Genomic DNA, 16,038 nt, shown 5'->3' with positions numbered 1-16,038 from the left:
CGAGAGAGGTCAATCCGCTGTCTATCACCGAGAGCGATCTGGTCGAGATCTGCAACAGGCTAAACTCAACGCCGCGTAAATGCCTCGGCTACAAAACGCCCGCAGAGGTCTTTCGCCAGAAAGTTCTCGCCCAGATCAGGCGAGCGGGATAGCATTGGGAATGCCGCAAGTCGCGGTTCACCGTGAACTCACAGATATAAAATAGATATTTTAAAAATGTTGTGCTATCAACCCTGCGATCCTTCAAGGATTGACTCTTGCCTCGAAGGATCCGACCAAGGGCTTTGAGCCCTTAGTCTATCCCTATACATGCCGGTGGCGCTGAGCCTACACGAGACGATCAGATGTATGGCGCTAAAACCGATGCGGTGATGCAGGCTTGTTTCCGACAATGGTGTCTATCTTAACGAGAACCTCGGGCGTCAGTTTGCTCTTATGGGCGAGCGCTGCGAGGTTGTCTTCCAGCTGGCTCATTCGCGATGCCCCAAGGATGACCGTCGAAACATTCCGATTGGAAAGGCACCAGAGGAGAGCCAGGTGCGTGATAGAGATGCCGATCTCGTCTGCAACGCCGGCCAACTGCTTGACCCGTGCGAGCTGAGCACGACCCGTATCGCTGCCCCATTTTTCCTTTAGCCACTCATAGCCCGGCAAATTCATCCTGCTGTCGTTCGGCATGCCGTTGTTGTATTTGCCGGTCAAAACTCCCGATGCAAGCGGCGACCAAATCGTCGTACCGAGACCCATGAGATCGTAGAGTGGCAAATAGTCGCCCTCGACCTTCTGACGTTCGAAAAGGTTGTATTGTGGCTGTTCCATTGTCGGAGGCGTGATGCGCATATCACGGGCTACGGCGTAGGCTTCTGTCAGTTGTTGGGCGGACCATTCCGACGTGCCCCAATATAAGATTTTGCCTTGGGTGACGAGGTCATGCATGGCCCGGACTGTCTCCTCGATCGGCGTGTCGATGTCGGGACGATGACAAAAATAGAGATCGAGGTAGTCCACCTGCAACCGCTTGAGCGCGGCATGGGCGGCATCCGTCACGTGCTTGCGAGACAGACCACGTTGGGTTGGCTTCTCACCACCCCAGAACACCTTGCTTGAAACAATGAAGCTGTCCCGGCTCCAAGCCAGTGTCTTCAAGGCCTCGCCCATGACAAGTTCGGATTTGCCGCTCTCGTAACCCTCAGCATTGTCGAAGAAATTCACGCCGTTGTCATAGGCGTGAGCCATCAGACTGACTGCGTCGCTTCCGTCTACCTGCTTGCCGAACGTCACCCAGGATCCAAACGAAAACTCGCTGACCTTCAAACCGGACTTTCCGAGACGGCGGTATTCCATGATGCTCTCTCCCTGCAAATCATGGATGGGACATAGGCATCTCCTGGCAGTAAAATCAATTATGCGATTATCGATGGACCCGCGATGGTTGGCTGCGATGAAAGCGGGAATGGCTATTCCGGTTTGAACCGAGCTAAAAAGTTCTTAGCGCGACGAAAAAACCCGGTAGGGGCTGAATGAGACTGTTCCAGCGTGGCAACCGGCCCGTCCAAGTCATGCGACGCTGAGGTGACAAGCGGGCTGGCTTGGCGGGATGGCAGCACAGAGCCAGGGGCATAGAGTTCGGTGTTCGTGCGCGTTGGAAGCGTTATTTTCGTCGTGACCTGCTCATCGGCCGTAACACTGAAGGTTATATGTTCATTATCGCATATATCGCCATACACTTTCGCGGCAGCGCTTGCTTCATCGTCGGCCTCGACCAACGCGCTGTGAGAGACCAAGAAATACGGCATTCGCCACCTTTTAAGCGTGCTTTCACGGATGAGTAGTCGGCAGGAGTGTTGGTGGCTAGGAATGACCATCGGGGAAGCGGGTACTTCCAAATGGGCGCAAACGTTAGTTAGAAGTCACTTTAACGAGGGCGGACGCATTAATGTCTCCTCCCAAGACCGCCGAGCACTGCTCCACAACCATGTTGCCAACGTCTCCCGTCATTCAAACCGCTCCAGCATTTGCTTAAGCTGCGCATTTTGTTGCCACAGGTATTCTGCATACAGCTGCCTAAGGCGGAGATTTTCTGCATCGAGGAATGCCAGTTCATCATACTGCACCTCGATGACATCGTTCGCGGACATAACAGGAGGCATTTCCCTAGCATCCGCGGCAATAGAAGCGCGGCTTGTTCGAGGATTTTTGACCGTCCTGACTGTGTGGTGTTCCAGCTTGGGTACCGCCACCTTTGAGACTTCGCTCTCAGTGGAGACCTCTTCGTGCTGACGCCGCTCGGTCTGGTCGGACACCGTCAACGGCATCACGCTAGGCCGTTCTTCACCACCCTTGCCGAGATCAGCAACTTCGATCTGCTGTTTGGTTTCGAGCGGTAGATTGCCACGGTCTACCGAGATCTCCGAAATTGCGTTTTGCATAAACGGAAGCGTTGCCTCGGTATCCCGAATAAGGGCTCCAAAATCAGTGTTGGCCCAGATCGATTTCGACTGAGTTTTTAATCGACGGCGTGCCGATTTGATTTCAACGACGAAACTGCGCTGCTGTGTTCTCATTATTTATTCTCTGTTTATCGCTTTGCGTGCTCAGGATTGGTCGAAGCGCTTGAGCATTTCCCTGAGCTGGGCATTCTGCATACGTAGCTTTTGCGCCAGCAGATCCTTGAGGTATTTGATGTCTTCATCCAAACTTTTTGCGTCGTCAAAGAGTCGGTCTGGGGTCGAAGATGCTGTAGTAACGGGCAAGTCCTTGACGGTGCCCGGAAATTCGACGGGCGAGCCGGTTGGCTCTTTCTTTGCGGTCTTCAACCTTGCCTGCCGAAGCTCCGGCAACTGAACAGCAACCTCCCCCGTTGGCAGCTGCTCGACCGGGTCGGGGTTGGCTTGCTCTTTTTCCTGTATCACCTCGGCCTTACCTGCTGAGGTGAAGTCCGGCCGCAGACCGGGCGTCTCGGGATCAATTACGCTGTCGATCGCCAACGGCGCCGTCACGCGATCTTCAGGCTTGCCCTCACTCACTCGCGCGGTTTCGGAGGTAGCTTCCGGCGATGAGAGCAGGATAGTCGAAGCTGGCCGCAGCTCTATTTCGACAAGCCTGCGAGCGCTAATAGGCTCACTTTTTTCACCCGCTGTCTCGGAGGATCTTTGCCGTGACACCAGTTGCGCTAGATATTTCCAAGGTGACTTCATAATGCTCTTTCTGAGCGACAGATATGCATCAATCTGGCAGCTCCATCCTGGCTCGGAAGCCGAGCCAGGATATTTTAAAAACTAGGCTTTTAGATAGTGACGGAGATCGATTGCGCGAGCAGCAAACAACCTCCCAGCGAAATCAAACGCCCAGGCGCTTGCGCAGATCAGCATTTTCCGCACGCAATTTTTCGGCCAAGGCCTGGCGAAGTTTCTTGTTGTCTTCTTCAAGCTGAAGAAGATCAGCCATCTCATCACTCGCGGTGACAGGCGCTGGCGACGTTGCCGGGTGACTACCAGGCTTGGCATTTGCTAGGCCCTTGGCAGCCGTTTTCTTCGTGGCAGCACGTCCGGTCGTTGCTGTGCTCACTGGTGCGACTTCCGCTTGGGCAGTCCGCTTCTGGCGAACCTTTGGTGACCTTGCAGCTGCGGCTGCGTCAATCTCGGCTCTGGAACGACGAGGCGCTCGCTGCTTCTTTGACACAGAGGCCTCTATTGGAGCCTCTGCTGCTACAACATCGATTTGCTCGCCTGTTTCGGTTTCGTCAGCCATTATCATCTCCATGTGCGGGTAGATTCTTTTCGACTGCACGACAGCTGGTGTCAACAGAGTCCGCTGTATTGCTTTCTGTTTAAGCTGATCCGGCCGAAATTCTCATGGAATGGGCGATGGCCGTTTCGGCGTCTGGGGTACACGTTGCTTTTCGGCGGGGGGTGTTCTCGTGGAATTCTGTCGCGAGAACCATCCTGCAGGCACAGACCAACTCAGCGTGCTGCACTAATGATATTACAAATTCCCTTGCGGACAACATCCTTGCTGGTGAGCTGGCCGGCCTGGATGTCAAAGACGACATCTACCCTGACACCTGAGCCTTTTTGGCGTGCGACGACGCGGAGCGTTTGAACTCTACCACTGCCACTGGTTTCCTGAAACGCGTCGATCGACGAGAGTTCCTTATTGGTCTTGATGCCCGAAAAGCCCTCCGCCGCTACACCCTGTGCCAATCTCTTCAAAATCACTGGCGCGCTCGCTTTTGGATACTCTTGCCATGAGCGGTAGCTGAGCGCCGTGAGCATAGGCACACCCGACACCGTAAAATTACCTTCGCATGAAGCTGCCTGTACAAGCGTTGTTTCGCCAAGTAGCAAAGCTATCATTATCACCACAGTCTTCATCAGTTTCCTCATCGGTGAGCGTGTTGATTTCCACTAAGGGCTGACCCGGCTTCGGAGGGAACTCTCAGTCTGGGAAAAAGAGGCGCCAAAATTAAATCGCCTGTTCAGGCGAGTTAGGTTTCAGAATCCGAAGCCGAGGGCCGATTTCAGCATCTTTAATTGTAGACTGCATCAGCGAACCTTGGCAACCGCGTCGGCGACGTCGTGGCGATTGGCAACCTGTCCCCCTGGCCAATACCCTCCAATGAGACCGCGGAAAGTCTGTCCAAGTCGGGTGCGGTGACGCTTTGGTTGACGGTGGAACCAGGTAACGGCAGCCGGCTTAGGCCCCGCACGCACCCAGTTTGAAGTGCTCCGCGCAACTGGCGCGAGTCTTTCGGGCGGACGTTTTCAACACAAGACTAGTGCCGCTCCGGGAGGCGCTCATACTTCCCTATCCGACCAGCGCTCGCTTGCCGGCAGGAATGGTCATCGCTGCCACTCCGACGATGACGCAGGCCAGACCTATCCAGACGGTAGAGGTCATTGTTTCACCTAGAAACAGGATCCCAATTCCAACGCCGATCGGAACGCGCAGGTATGCCTGGGCGGTCGTTCCGACCGAACCGAGTGTGCGAACCAGCCTGAAATAGATGACGAACGCCAGGGCCGTCGAAAACACCGAGAGGCCAAGCAGGGCGAGGATGGATGCCGGAGATGGAATCAACGTCCAAGGATGATCGACAGCAAGACTGACCGGGATGAGGATAACCGCACCGCAGATCAACGACCCCGCCGCCGGCATCATCGGATCAAGCCCTTTAAAACCCCGCCCGAAGATAGCGGCGCCAGCATAGCACACCGTGGCGGCCACGATGGCAAGTTGTGCCGGTAGTTCTTCCCAGAGCCCATGAAATGCCTCGATGCCGATGATGAGACATGTGCCGGCAATGCCCGCGACGACGCCGACAACCTTGCGGCCGGTCACCTGTTCATGGCGGGTGATGAGGACAGTCAAGAGGAACGTGAAGATCGGCGTGAGATCAAGGATCTTATCCGCAGTTCCTCGGCCGAAGTCCAAAGCGGGGTTAAGCTTGTTAGCGATACGGGCGAGGCGCTCAAGACGATCGAAGGTTACATCGTCACGGTTAATCAGCACATGAACTCGATCGCGACATCGGCAAAAGAACAGTCGGTCGGGTTGGCCGAGGTCAACACCGCCGTCAACCAGATGGACCAGGTGACGCAGCAGAATGCGGCAATGGTCGAGGAAACCAGCGCTGCGGGTGCGTCGCTTGCTAGTGAAAGTGGCAGATTGCGGGAACTGATCTCGCAGTTCCAGCTTGGGCATGCGTTGCGCCAAACGGCAACCGTCATGGCGGCGGCCCCGATGCATCGTCCGGCCACCTCCCCGGCTAAACGTCTGGCGGGGAAGGTGGCAAAAGCTTTCTCCTGCAATGCCGCGGTCAAGGAAAGCTGGGAGGAGTTTGATGATCAGTTCGGGTTACAGCGCGATCGATGCTGGCGAGATGCTTGAGATCATTGCCTTCCGACTACACGATCAAAAGTTCTGCGTCCGCACGAAAACCATCCGCGAGATACGCGGATGGGGTCCTGCCACTCCGATCCCGCATGTGCCTGCAGATGTAGTGGGCGTCATGAATCTACGCGGAACAGTCATTCCGATCGTTGACCTTGCCAATAAGCTTGGGATGAAAAGCACCGAAGCGAACGAGCGAAGTGCCATTGTCGTTGCGGAAGTTAACGGAGTGGCCATGGGGTTGATCGTAGATGGCGTCTCTGACATCCTGACGATCGAGGCAAGTTTGCTCCAACCCGTTCCCGAGGTTAGCATCTCCAGCGGTATGCGCTATGCCGACGGTATCATTGCACAGCCCACCGGTATGATCTGCTTTCTCAATTTAGAGCGCATGTTCGAGAAGATCGAAGCACCAGGCCTCCTCGCCGCATAGCGCTCGGTTACGGACATCATACCGAGATCGGGGCCCTTCCACTCAGAGCTTTACGATGGGTCAGGCTGCCTCCATTCGGCAGCCGCCTGGCATATTGTCAACGGTCGCCTCTCTACCGGATATGCGGATCGCTGTTTCGCTTGCTTCGCTCGGCCATAAGGGCGCCGGTTTCAGGCACCAACAGATCATGCCTTTCCGCGAAAGCGACGAAGACCGCCCGCGCCGTCTGCGCGTCAATATCACCGATCAAGGCCGCCCGACAGGCCTTCAGCGCCAACTCGCGGGCCGGGTCATGTTGATTTCGCCAGTCCATGAGAACCTGGTAGGCGTGCATGACCGAATTGACCTCTGTTGGGATACCGAGCCCTAGAAGAATATGGACGGGTTTATCGAACATATAGTGTTTCATTGGCTGCTCCCTTCTTTGCCCGAATGTCTTTGGGTGAAACCGGGGAGCGCCGAGTGCACTCCCCGCGTGCGATCATGGCTTGGCAATCAGAGATGGCTGCGACTGCAGTCTTTCGCATGCACAGGCGATGAGTGTGCCTTCAGCACGCTTCGATTTCCGGCCGCGACGCCTTCTGATTTCCACGACGAAGTTTTTTACCAGCCGCTTCGTCATGACAGATGCCTTACGCGACCTGACGCTCTGCTTCGATCTGCAGCGGCGCTGACTGCTCGCCAGCCGTTCCGATTGTGATCTTGCGCGGCTTCATGGCCTCGGGGATTTCGCGCTTCAAAGCGATGCGCAGGAGCCCGTTGACCAGAGAGGCATCTTCCACTTTCACGTGGTCGGCCAGTTCGAAGCGGCGCTCGAAAGATCGGCCGGCAATACCGCGGTGCAGATATTCGCCATCCTTCGCCTCAGCCTTGCTTCCTTTGACGACGAGAACATTTCGTTCCTGCATGATGTCGAGATCGGCATCCCCGAAGCCGGCTACCGCCATTTCGATGCGGTAGTCGTCGTCACTGGTCTTGACGATGTCATAGGGTGGCCAGGTATCGATCGCCTGCAGGCGCTGGGGGTTGTTCAGCAGATTGAACACGCGGTCGAAGCCAACGCTGGAGCGATAGAGTGGTGCAAAATCAAGGTCGTTTCTCATAACCAAATCCTCCGTAAAGCGAGATGGAATGGAGACGCGGAAACTCGCGTCCGCGGTTGTGCCAGTCCCTGCCGGCGACTGACGAAAATGATCTAATTTTGAGAAAATCGAGTTTCAAGATTTCGGTGCAAATTTTTTCAGATGGTTTCGGCCACCCGCTACAGGACAGCAGTATGGAAGTGGCGTGTCCGTCCATCGCGCTTCTTGTCCGTTTTGGCTTTAGGTGCCCGCGTAGGCAGAAGATCTACGGAGCGTTTTCGCCGGGGTAGTCGATCCCGCGTTCCGGTTCGCGGCGCTATGCTTAGGCTTCTGCGGCTACACGTCTTCCGGCGAAACCGCCGCGAGAATTCCCGCTTTCCCGTCCTGCTCGGCCGGCGCTATGCTGGAAGCTCCGATACTCTCTATTGTCCATCATGAGATCTTGCGCCCGCTCGCGACGCAAGAATGCACGGCGGTCGATTTCACGCCGCCAAGCGGATTGGATCGGCTAACAGTGTGACCACGAGGCCTTCCTCCGCCCAATTGTAGCCTATGGATTCGCTGAGATGTCCCCTGACGCTTCGCTCCACCAACTACTCCCATCACCGCCCATGCCTTCGGGTGCCTTATCATTGCGGATTGGACGAAGGCGAGGCTCGTGGCCGAGAAACGTTCGAAATCCTTGCCATTCGACGGTTTATGCCGAGCCACGCTAATTTAGCCAGCTCACGCCAAGTGAACACTGGTTCGGCTGAATACCATAACTGTGATCAACAATGCTCATTGTAGCATCCGGCTCATATGTCCCCTGGATGATAGCCAGCTGATCTGCCGTCCACCAGCGACGGCGGCGCTCAGGGCCGGACAGGACTGTTATCTTAGGACTATGACTGTTCATGATGCCCACATTACCTCGCACACTTGTTAAGTGGGGGACCGTGTCGGGAAATTTATGCGGCCACTCCAAACTCCGTCGGACGCGGAGACGACGTCTATGAGACATTGCTTTGAAACAGGAATGGTTTAAAACTTCCATGACTTGACATTGATAGAGGTTTTCAATGAACGCCCTCATAGAAGTTGAATTCTTTGGCTACAAAGGCAATCTTGTCGAGACCTATTTTATTCCAATCCATCAAATTTGCGGCATTCGAAATAGTCGAAATGGATGTTGGATACATGTTGTTGGTATGGTCGCCAATGCCAAGCCAATGGCATTACGGTCAAAGATCGATTTTGCGGAGCTCAAGTCTCTTTTCGACAAAACCTGAATCAGACGCGAAAGGCATAACTCCGTATATACACTTGCCCTCACCACGTCGAACGCGTTCCATAAATGGGTGTTACAACGGAACTTCGCAACGACGGTCTTCGTTTGCAGTAAAGCAGCGTAATGAGTGGTTATCAAACGACGAGGCACTTCAAATGTTCTATTTCTCAATAGCTGCCATCTGGGCGGTTGCGGCGATAACGCCGGGACCGAACTTTTTCGTTGTCGTCCGCACCGCCCTCGAGGGATCGCGGACCGCCGCCCTTGCGGTTATTGCGGGTGTCATCCTTGGGACTTTTTTCTGGGGAATGGCGGGGTGGCTGGGTATCAGCGCGCTGTTTGCGGCTGCGCCGCTTGCTTACGCCCTATTGAAGGTCGGAGGCGGGCTATACCTCCTTTACTTGGGGGGTAGGCTGCTCTGGCAAAGTTACGCAAACAGCGGGCAGTCACCCACAAAAAACCTTGAGCTGGCCATCTCTCCCAGGCAGGCATTTTACTCGGGTCTTGCAACGAACTTGGCGAACCCCAAATCAGCTTTCTTCGTGGCGAGCCTATTTGCGGCGGCGTTACCCGCCAGTTACTCCTGGCAGCAGGGGATGGCAGCCGTGATAATCATGGTTGCAATTTCCACTCTTTGGTACACCTTTGTGCTGACCATCATGCGGAACGCGTCCGTTGTTGCTGCGTATACGCGTGCCAAGAGAGCAATAAACGTCTTTGCGGCCGTAGCGTTCATGGGGTTTGGAGCCAAGATGCTGGCATCCGCAAGGTAGATTTCCGAATGGCACCGTGATGCGCACCGATCAGGAAGATGTCTGGCCAGGTGTGATAAGCGTCAACCATCCGCCTTTAACCGTGCTGTTCAGGAAGACAATTGAGTTCAATGCCGAAGCGCAACTCAATAAGATAAGAAGGTCGGCGTGGCCAAATCATCATCTACAAGAAGCTATTGCCGTGGCAGGCATCTTCGCGAAATCACCCGATGTCGTCATGGCTGCGTTGCAACCGCGACTTTGCCGACTCGTGTCGGCGAATAGCCCGTGACCCGCTTGAAGGCTGTGCCGAAGGCGTTCTCAGACTCATATCCTAAGGAACTTGCAATCTCGGCAAGACGTTCGGTCCCGGATTTAAGGCGCTCAGTCGCAAGCAACATCCGCCAACGGGTAAGGTAGGCAATCGGTGTTTCGCCCGTCCGCTCGCAAAACCGCTGTGCGAAAGCCGACCGCGACAACCCAGCACGAACTGCAAGCTCGGGCAGCGTCCAACTGTGACCCGGTTCGGAGTGCATTGCTTCAACTGCTTTTGCAAGCCGCTTGTCCGACATCGCAAAAAGCACACCGGTTCGGGTTTCCGTATCCCTGGAAAGATAGAGGCGGAGTGCCTGCAGGAGGATCAGGTGGGCCAAGTGGTGTGCGGCCAAGAAAATCGTCAAGAAGGCCGCTCGACGTTTTTGCTTGGATCGGCACGCTCCTGACAGCGACCTGCCGACTTGTGCCACCGTCGATGCTCACTATCTCTGGTATGGCCTGAACTGGAGCATCGAAATGGATCAAAGCGCGGCCGATATGCTGTCAAAAGTCTGTATCGAAATTTTCCCACCGGAGCGAGAAGATACGGTCATTTCGGACGCAAAAACCTGTCCCTGCTGTCAAAAGTTGCGCCCGGCATCGAGCATGGACGACGACGGCTGTGGGATCTGTGACGAATGCCTGGCGCCCTGACCTCCTGCCGAGAAGCGCCTCCTTCTGTTCCTGCCTCATTTGAAGCCGCGCTTGCCAGACTACTCGACGGCTATGTTGACGGAAATTTTGGCGGTCGAGCATGGGGCGTGACCGTCAAGCGGTCGCCGGATCTCAAACGGACCTGGCTCTATGGCGAGGAGCTTGGCGGAACAGATATCGTTAGCTTCAACCTCTATCGATTGATTGGGTCGGGGCCGATGCTGAAGCCGTGCGAGATGTCATCCGCCAAGGTGATCGAGTTCGTTCTCGGTTTCGAGCCCAGCATAGAGAGAGCCGCTTCTCAACAGTAATGGTCGAAAATTAAGCAAAGGATTCATATCGCATTGCGGCAGATGCATGGCTGAACTGCGATCTAAGCGCTAGCGGTCGGGGCAGCCTCTGATATCTTCGGATCAACGAAGCGATGCACCTCCTCCCGCAAAGCTTCGTGTTATCGGGCGACCCACTCCTCCTCCCAAGGGAAGCCTGATCGAACAGCGGCACTCCTCCTCCCAGCCGTTGTTCAATTCTTTCGAAAAGCCTGCCGCACCTCCTCCCGCGGCAGGCTTTTTCGTTTTCCGATACAAGCCCGCGATTCAGGCGTCAAAGCAGACTGCCCTGTTCCACCAGCTCTCCGGATTTCGAGACGATCGTGGATCCGTACGGTTCACGTGAGGAAATGATCAGCGCATCGTTCGGAAGCGGGCGAGCCAATTTCTTTGCCTCCTCCCAAGGCGCCCGCATCCACGTGTCCGTTTCTTCTTTCGTCAGCAGCAGGACGGGCATGGCCTTTTCATGGATCGGCTTCACGAGGTCGTTGGGATCCGTGGTCAGAAAACCATAGAGGTCGTCGGTCGTGAGCCCGTCCCGAACCTTCCGGACACTTTTCCATTGCGGCACATGCGTGCCGGCGAAGAACATCAACGACTTCGCCTCATCGCGAGCGAACCAGGTATTGGCCACATTGCCTCCCTTCTGTTTGCTCGCCGGATCCGGCTCGGCGAAACTGGTGACAGGGACAAGGCATCGATGCGCCATGCCGAACCATCGCTTCCAATGTGGAAAACTGAGCTTGCGCACATTGGTGGTGCCGCGATCGGGCTCCACGCGGATCAGTTCTTCGAGATCGAATGGCTTGCCTTTGGCCGCGAGTTTCTCGGCTTTGGCCCTGGCGCCTTTCTCAAGCGCGAAGCGAGGGGAGGGCAGTCCCCATCGTGCGTGGACTAACTGCTTCTTGCCGTCAGCCGTATTCCGGACGATCGGCCCCATCTGGTCGGGGTTCATCTGATAGGCCGGCATCAGGTTGATCAGGCTTTCCGCATCCCGGGCCCATTTCGAGATCCAGTCCTTGTCTTCCATCCGATAAAGATTGCACATGCCGCCTTCCCTTCGCTCAGGTCGTGGATGACAATCTAGCGGACGCCACTGATTTCGCTAGTCGAGCTTGAACACGTCGGCATTGTCCTGTCGTTCCCGCAAGCCCTTGTAGGAAGCATGACGCAATTTGCCGTCTCCGGTCCAGGCCCGAAACTCGATCTCGGCGATCAGCGTCGGCTCGACCCAGACAATGTCTGTTTTTCCGGAATGGGGCACCGGCGGCTGCTTTCGTTTCCAGCGCAGCTTGTCCAGCATCTTGCGTACCCTGATCATCTCGGCTTCCTTGAAGCCCGTGCCGACGTTTCCGACATGGACGAACTCATCGCCACGATAGGCAGCAAGCACCAGCGAAGCGAAGCCGGCAGGCGACACGGTCGATGGCTCATAGCCAATCACCATGAAGGCTTCGCTCTGGACACGTTTGACCTTCACCCAATCGCCAGTGCGGCCGGAGCGATAGGGCTGATCGAGGTGCTTGCCGACAATGCCTTCCAGACCGAGGCGGCAGACATTCTCAAGCAGGGCATTGGGTTCGGCGTCGAGTGTCTCCGACAGGCGGATGGCGCCGTCTTTGCCATCGAGCGTATCCTCGAGAAGATGCCGACGCGATCGGTATTCGACACCGCGTAGGTCATGGCCATCGAGATAAATCAGATCGAAGGCGTAGAGGACCGCATCAGAGGCACGATTGCCAGCCGTCTTGCCGCTTGCCCCCAACGACTGCTGCAGCAGCCCGAAATCCGGCCGTCCCTCGTCATCGAGCACCACGGCCTCGCCATCGATGATCATCGTCGCCGGGCCAAGGGCTTGGGCAGCCTGTTCGATTGCCGGAAATCGATGCGTCCAGTCATGGCCGCCACGGGTGAGGATCCGGATACCCGTTGGCTCGATATGGACGGCCAGTCGATAGCCGTCCCATTTTAGCTCCCAGCTCCATTGGTCACCGCTTGGCGGACGCGCTTTCAATTGTGCGAGGGCCGGCTCAACGCGATCAGGCATGGGGTCGAACAAAAGCTGTGGCTGCGCGGGGTTGCGCTTCCGACGTGGCTTCGAGCGGATCGGGGCTTCGGTATCGCGAAGAAGCGGCTTTGATCTCGGGGGCTCCTCAACGGGGGTGCCGCGCGCGGCTTCCAGGCTGACCGTCTGTCGCTTCTCCTCAACAATCAGGAGCAGTACGTCGATGACGGTGAATTGAAGGTTCTCCCAGCTTCCGCAGTCAACGTTGGGGGGATCTATACCGCCTTGCGCAATGACATTGTAAACTCCGGTTCGACCGTCGCGGGATTCCGGGAGGCGCTTGAGCTGACGAAAAAAATCGAAGCCGTGCTTGCCGCCCGTGTTTTCACCGACTGAGCCTTGTACAAACGCGCCTTGATCTGGCTATAGCCATTTGACCGGTCAATGCGGCGGTGGCATCTTCGAAGAGCTTAGTGGCTCGCTTGCCATGTTTCATACCTACGGAGAGACGTCGATGCCAAGTCCACAGCGTTCCGTCCTAGCATCCCTCTTTCTGATTGGTGCAGTGGTCGGATTTAGCGCTGGCTCCTTTGCCTACACGGCTGGGTGGCTCTCCCCCGGCCGCCTGACATCCACCAAGGTCGTCGACGCTTTGGCACCTCCGGGCGGTCCAGCTCTTGGGCACCGGCGAAATCACGCCAAGGGGATCTGTTTTGCCGGTACCTTCGAAGCAAATGGGAACGGCATCGCCATATCCAAGGCGCCCATGTTCGCCGCCGGCCAATATCCCGTCCTTGGCCGCTTCAATCTTGCAACACCGGATCCGAACGCGGCTGACCCGACAGTTCGAGTGCGCGGGATTGGCCTGCAGATTTCCGCGACTGACGGCAATGTCTGGCGGATGGCAATGATAGACCCTCCCGTATTTGCGGTCTCGACTCCGCAAGGGTTTTACGATCTGCTCAAGGCGTCCGCGAGCAAGGATCCTGAAGCGATGAAAAGTTTCGCCGGTGCCCATCCGGAGTTTGCGGCGTTTGGAGCCTGGGCAAAGACGGCTCCGTGGACCGCCAGCTATGCCGAGGTAGCGTTCAACAGCCTCAACGCCTTCGTCTTCACAGATGGGTCGGGCGTCGAGCACGCCGTGCGATGGTCGTGGCGACCGCAGGCCCAAGTCGTGCCGATCACAGCTGAGGATTTCGCCAAGCTTGGACCCAACCACCTCGAAGAAGATATAATGGAACGGGTGGCACATGCACCTCAGCGTTGGACGCTGGTGCTGACCATTGCCGACCCTTCAGATCTTACGTCTGACCCGACCAAGGCATGGCCGCCGGAGCGGCGTACCGTCGAAGCCGGGACCTTGATCGTTCAAAAGATCGAGGAGGAAGCCGACGGACCCTGTCGTGACATCAACTTCGACCCGACCATTCTCCCTGACGGCATCCGGGTCTCCGACGATCCGTTCCCGGCAGCTCGTTCCGCTGCCTATGCCAGATCCTACGATCTACGGACATCGGAGGCGGGCAGCTATCCTCGAACCGGAGCGAGCGTGAAGCCATGACGGATGGTAGCAAGAGAATACGGTTCACTGCCGTTCAACGCCTGCTGCATTGGCTGATGGCAATCGGCATTCTGTCGATGTTGTTCATCGGCGTGGCAATGGTTTCCACCATTGGTCGACAGTACGTGCCACTGCTGCTGACGCACAAGACGCTGGGGATCATTCTCCTCATCCTTGCGCTTGTTCGCCTCGCCATCCGTTTTATGTCCGGCGCTCCGCCGTTGCCGACGGATCTTCCAGAGCCGATGAAGCTTGCTGCCCGACTGTCCCATGTCGGCCTGTATATTTTGATGATCGGTATGCCCTTGATCGGTTGGGCGATGCTGTCGGCGGCGGCATACCCGATCGTGCTGTTTGGCGGCATTCGGTTGCCGGCCATAATGCCACCAAGTCCGACGCTCCACGCGTGGCTGTGGGATGCGCATTCCTACCTTGGCTTCGCTTTCTTCGCGCTCGTTCTGATGCATTTGGCGGCGGGACTGTTTCATGGGCTTGTCCGTCGCGACGGCGTCCTCCAGTCCATGTTGCCAGGCAGATAAGACTGTCCGTGCAGCCTCGCCTGCGGCCGAAGCCCTGGTACCTGAGGGCGCGCATGGATCGGGACGTTCGACGTCATCGGCTTTGCCGCAGTCTTCAGCTAACCCTCAAGATTTGGGGATCGTAAAGACTGATGAAGCGTCGCGCGCCGCCCGAGGACGCTTCACGTCAGACTGCTCGCTCGATATGAAACATCAGGAGTTCGTGAGGCGGCAGTCCGCAATGTCAGCCGTCGCTCGCCTGTCCGTTGATCTGATCCGGGAATTTAGAAGATGGCCGACCGGCTGACAAAGATAATTGCTTTCGTCAAGACAGCGGAATTGGGGTCCTTTTCCGCGGCCGGTGCGGCGCTGGCGGTGTCGTCACAGATAATCGGGCGGCACGTTGGTGAATTGGAGCAATCCCTCGGCGTGCCACTCCTGATGCGAACAACCCGCACTCAAACGTTGACCGAGGCCGGACGGCTTTATCTCGAAGGGTGCAAGCGTGCGTTGGAAGCCGTGGATGCGGCCGATGCGATCGTAGCCGAAACGGCGCAGGAACCTCGAGGAACGCTTCGGATAACAGCACCTGTCGAGATCGGCGCCGCAGTGCTGACCCCGAAGCTGCCAGAGTTTCTGACAATGTATCCGCAGGTCAGGGTCGAGCTGGTGCTTGACGACCGAGTTATCGACCTCGTGGCCGAAAATTTCGATGTGTGTATCAGGATTGGGGAGCTACGGATTCAGGTCTTATTGCTCGCGCGCTGACTCCGTTTCGCCTCGTGACGTGCGCGTCGCCGGACTACCTCCAAAGGCACGGCGTGCCGCGGGCCGTGGATGATCTGCTCCGTCACACTTGCGTCGATTATGCCTTCCATAACTACCCGGCGCCTTCGAATTGGACGTTTACCGAGGCGGACGGCGAAGAACGAGAGATCCAACCCGACACCCGGCTGACCGTCAACAACGGCCACGCTCTGGTTGAAGCAGCACTTGCCGGAGGCGGGATCATTCGAGCGAGCGAGTTGGCGGTTTTGCGCTATCTTGAATCCGGTCGGCTTGTTCCGATCCTGAGGGAGTTCGCGTCAGGCGATCGGCCTATGCACATCGTCTATCCCGGCCAACGGATTCGACTCCCGAAGTTGCGGGCTTTTTTAGACTGGGTGGTCAAGTCAATTCCGGCAAGCGGTTGAGGTCGATCGGATTGCTGTTGGCTCAAAGGCAATC

The 16,038-nt window shown here is 56.6% G+C and carries 16 protein-coding genes and 5 pseudogenes; 9 read left to right on the top strand and 12 right to left on the bottom strand.

Going from position 1 to position 16,038, the window contains the following annotated elements; genetic code table 11:
• Positions 1-152 (top strand): annotated as a pseudogene (locus tag VH564_RS24815) (IS30 family transposase); the annotation flags it as partial.
• 202 nt (positions 153-354) lie between these two features.
• Here the strand turns inward: VH564_RS24815 and VH564_RS24810 are convergent.
• The 6 genes and pseudogenes from VH564_RS24810 to VH564_RS24785 all read right to left on the bottom strand — a co-directional run.
• The gene (locus tag VH564_RS24810) at positions 355-1,344 is read right to left on the bottom strand and encodes a potassium channel beta subunit family protein (protein WP_423342513.1); all 990 of its coding nucleotides are present in this window, start codon (positions 1,342-1,344) and stop codon (positions 355-357) included.
• 650 nt (positions 1,345-1,994) lie between these two features.
• Positions 1,995-2,564, bottom strand: a complete 570-nt coding sequence (locus VH564_RS24805) for a hypothetical protein (RefSeq protein ID WP_423342512.1) — start codon at positions 2,562-2,564, stop codon at positions 1,995-1,997.
• A gap of 30 nt (positions 2,565-2,594) precedes the next feature.
• Positions 2,595-3,026 carry a hypothetical protein gene (locus tag VH564_RS24800; protein ID WP_423342511.1) on the bottom strand — a complete coding sequence of 144 codons (432 nt, stop codon included), beginning with the start codon at positions 3,024-3,026 and terminating at the stop codon, positions 2,595-2,597.
• A gap of 313 nt (positions 3,027-3,339) precedes the next feature.
• Positions 3,340-3,750, bottom strand: coding sequence for a SyrB-like regulator (locus VH564_RS24795; protein WP_423342510.1), 411 nt, complete (start codon positions 3,748-3,750; stop codon positions 3,340-3,342).
• Between the two features lie 212 nt (positions 3,751-3,962).
• Positions 3,963-4,373 (bottom strand): hypothetical protein, encoded by a 411-nt coding sequence (locus VH564_RS24790; RefSeq protein ID WP_423342509.1) that lies wholly within the window; start codon positions 4,371-4,373, stop codon positions 3,963-3,965.
• A 433-nt stretch (positions 4,374-4,806) separates the two neighbouring features.
• Positions 4,807-5,394, bottom strand: a pseudogene (locus VH564_RS24785) (DMT family transporter); the annotation flags it as partial.
• On the opposite strand from VH564_RS24785, the pseudogene VH564_RS24780 reads away from it, so the two are divergent.
• Positions 5,389-5,889 (top strand): annotated as a pseudogene (locus VH564_RS24780) (methyl-accepting chemotaxis protein); the annotation flags it as partial. The pseudogenes VH564_RS24785 and VH564_RS24780 sit on opposite strands and share 6 nt — an antisense overlap.
• Positions 5,843-6,325: a chemotaxis protein CheW gene (locus VH564_RS24775; RefSeq protein ID WP_423342508.1), complete on the top strand. Its 483-nt coding sequence runs from the start codon at positions 5,843-5,845 to the stop codon at positions 6,323-6,325. The pseudogene VH564_RS24780 and the gene VH564_RS24775, both read left to right, overlap by 47 nt.
• Before the next feature lie 112 nt (positions 6,326-6,437).
• On the opposite strand, the gene VH564_RS24770 is transcribed toward VH564_RS24775, so the two are convergent.
• The 3 genes and pseudogenes from VH564_RS24770 to VH564_RS24760 form a co-directional block, all read right to left on the bottom strand.
• Positions 6,438-6,734 carry a DUF982 domain-containing protein gene (locus tag VH564_RS24770; protein WP_423342507.1) on the bottom strand — a complete coding sequence of 99 codons (297 nt, stop codon included), beginning with the start codon at positions 6,732-6,734 and terminating at the stop codon, positions 6,438-6,440.
• Positions 6,735-6,957: 223 nt separating this feature from the next.
• Positions 6,958-7,428, bottom strand: a complete 471-nt coding sequence (locus VH564_RS24765; protein WP_423342506.1) for an Hsp20 family protein — start codon at positions 7,426-7,428, stop codon at positions 6,958-6,960.
• Positions 7,429-8,126: 698 nt separating this feature from the next.
• A pseudogene (locus tag VH564_RS24760) lies at positions 8,127-8,305 on the bottom strand (transposase); the annotation flags it as partial.
• Positions 8,306-8,468: 163 nt separating this feature from the next.
• Here VH564_RS24760 and VH564_RS24755 point away from each other — a divergent pair.
• On the top strand, positions 8,469-8,678 hold the full coding sequence (locus tag VH564_RS24755; protein WP_423342505.1) for a hypothetical protein: 210 nt from the start codon (positions 8,469-8,471) through the stop codon (positions 8,676-8,678).
• A 154-nt stretch (positions 8,679-8,832) separates the two neighbouring features.
• Positions 8,833-9,450, top strand: a complete 618-nt coding sequence (locus VH564_RS24750; RefSeq protein WP_423342504.1) for a LysE family transporter — start codon at positions 8,833-8,835, stop codon at positions 9,448-9,450.
• Between the two features lie 215 nt (positions 9,451-9,665).
• Here the strand turns inward: VH564_RS24750 and VH564_RS24745 are convergent, their stop codons facing one another.
• Entirely contained in the window at positions 9,666-10,109 is a 444-nt protein-coding gene (locus VH564_RS24745) for a helix-turn-helix domain-containing protein (protein ID WP_423342503.1), read from the bottom strand.
• Positions 10,110-10,382: 273 nt separating this feature from the next.
• On the opposite strand from VH564_RS24745, the gene VH564_RS24740 reads away from it, so the two are divergent.
• Positions 10,383-10,709 (top strand): hypothetical protein, encoded by a 327-nt coding sequence (locus VH564_RS24740; RefSeq protein WP_423342502.1) that lies wholly within the window; start codon positions 10,383-10,385, stop codon positions 10,707-10,709.
• Positions 10,710-11,001: 292 nt separating this feature from the next.
• On the opposite strand, the gene VH564_RS24735 is transcribed toward VH564_RS24740, so the two are convergent.
• Positions 11,002-11,775, bottom strand: coding sequence for an SOS response-associated peptidase (locus tag VH564_RS24735; RefSeq protein ID WP_423342501.1), 774 nt, complete (start codon positions 11,773-11,775; stop codon positions 11,002-11,004).
• A gap of 57 nt (positions 11,776-11,832) precedes the next feature.
• A complete protein-coding gene (gene ligD / locus VH564_RS24730) occupies positions 11,833-12,774 on the bottom strand; it encodes a non-homologous end-joining DNA ligase (RefSeq protein ID WP_423342500.1) in 942 nt (313 codons plus the stop codon).
• Positions 12,775-13,246: 472 nt separating this feature from the next.
• Between ligD and VH564_RS24725 the strand changes: the two genes are divergently transcribed.
• From VH564_RS24725 to VH564_RS24715, 3 genes and pseudogenes are all read left to right on the top strand, one after another.
• Entirely contained in the window at positions 13,247-14,293 is a 1,047-nt protein-coding gene (locus VH564_RS24725; RefSeq protein WP_423342499.1) for a catalase family peroxidase, read from the top strand.
• Complete coding sequence (locus VH564_RS24720; RefSeq protein ID WP_423342498.1) at positions 14,290-14,832, top strand: cytochrome b; 543 nt, start codon at positions 14,290-14,292, stop codon at positions 14,830-14,832. The genes VH564_RS24725 and VH564_RS24720 overlap by 4 nt, the downstream gene beginning before the upstream one ends.
• A gap of 270 nt (positions 14,833-15,102) precedes the next feature.
• A pseudogene (locus VH564_RS24715) lies at positions 15,103-16,004 on the top strand (LysR family transcriptional regulator).
• The last annotated feature ends 34 nt before the right edge of the window (positions 16,005-16,038 follow it).

It is taken from the genome of Rhizobium sp. HT1-10 (assembly GCF_049472505.1).
Classification (GTDB): domain Bacteria; phylum Pseudomonadota; class Alphaproteobacteria; order Rhizobiales; family Rhizobiaceae; genus Rhizobium.
Note: the sequence above shows the minus strand (reverse complement) of the source record. Positions and strands in the feature narration are given on the sequence as shown.

Bases quoted from the DNA above. Each gene is read 5' to 3' on its own strand.
- VH564_RS24770 (WP_423342507.1), bottom strand. From the start codon at position 6,734: ATGAAACACTATATGTTCGATAAACCCGTCCATATTCTTCTAGGGCTC.
- ligD (WP_423342500.1), bottom strand. From the start codon at position 12,774: ATGCCTGATCGCGTTGAGCCGGCCCTCGCACAATTGAAAGCGCGTCCG.
- VH564_RS24750 (WP_423342504.1), top strand. From the start codon at position 8,833: ATGTTCTATTTCTCAATAGCTGCCATCTGGGCGGTTGCGGCGATAACG.
- VH564_RS24810 (WP_423342513.1), bottom strand. From the start codon at position 1,344: ATGGAATACCGCCGTCTCGGAAAGTCCGGTTTGAAGGTCAGCGAGTTT.
- VH564_RS24720 (WP_423342498.1), top strand. From the start codon at position 14,290: ATGACGGATGGTAGCAAGAGAATACGGTTCACTGCCGTTCAACGCCTG.
- VH564_RS24805 (WP_423342512.1), bottom strand. From the start codon at position 2,564: ATGAGAACACAGCAGCGCAGTTTCGTCGTTGAAATCAAATCGGCACGC.
- VH564_RS24735 (WP_423342501.1), bottom strand. From the start codon at position 11,775: ATGTGCAATCTTTATCGGATGGAAGACAAGGACTGGATCTCGAAATGG.
- VH564_RS24775 (WP_423342508.1), top strand. From the start codon at position 5,843: ATGATCAGTTCGGGTTACAGCGCGATCGATGCTGGCGAGATGCTTGAG.
- VH564_RS24740 (WP_423342502.1), top strand. From the start codon at position 10,383: ATGCCTGGCGCCCTGACCTCCTGCCGAGAAGCGCCTCCTTCTGTTCCT.
- VH564_RS24790 (WP_423342509.1), bottom strand. From the start codon at position 4,373: ATGAAGACTGTGGTGATAATGATAGCTTTGCTACTTGGCGAAACAACG.
- VH564_RS24755 (WP_423342505.1), top strand. From the start codon at position 8,469: ATGAACGCCCTCATAGAAGTTGAATTCTTTGGCTACAAAGGCAATCTT.
- VH564_RS24795 (WP_423342510.1), bottom strand. From the start codon at position 3,750: ATGGCTGACGAAACCGAAACAGGCGAGCAAATCGATGTTGTAGCAGCA.
- VH564_RS24765 (WP_423342506.1), bottom strand. From the start codon at position 7,428: ATGAGAAACGACCTTGATTTTGCACCACTCTATCGCTCCAGCGTTGGC.
- VH564_RS24725 (WP_423342499.1), top strand. From the start codon at position 13,247: ATGCCAAGTCCACAGCGTTCCGTCCTAGCATCCCTCTTTCTGATTGGT.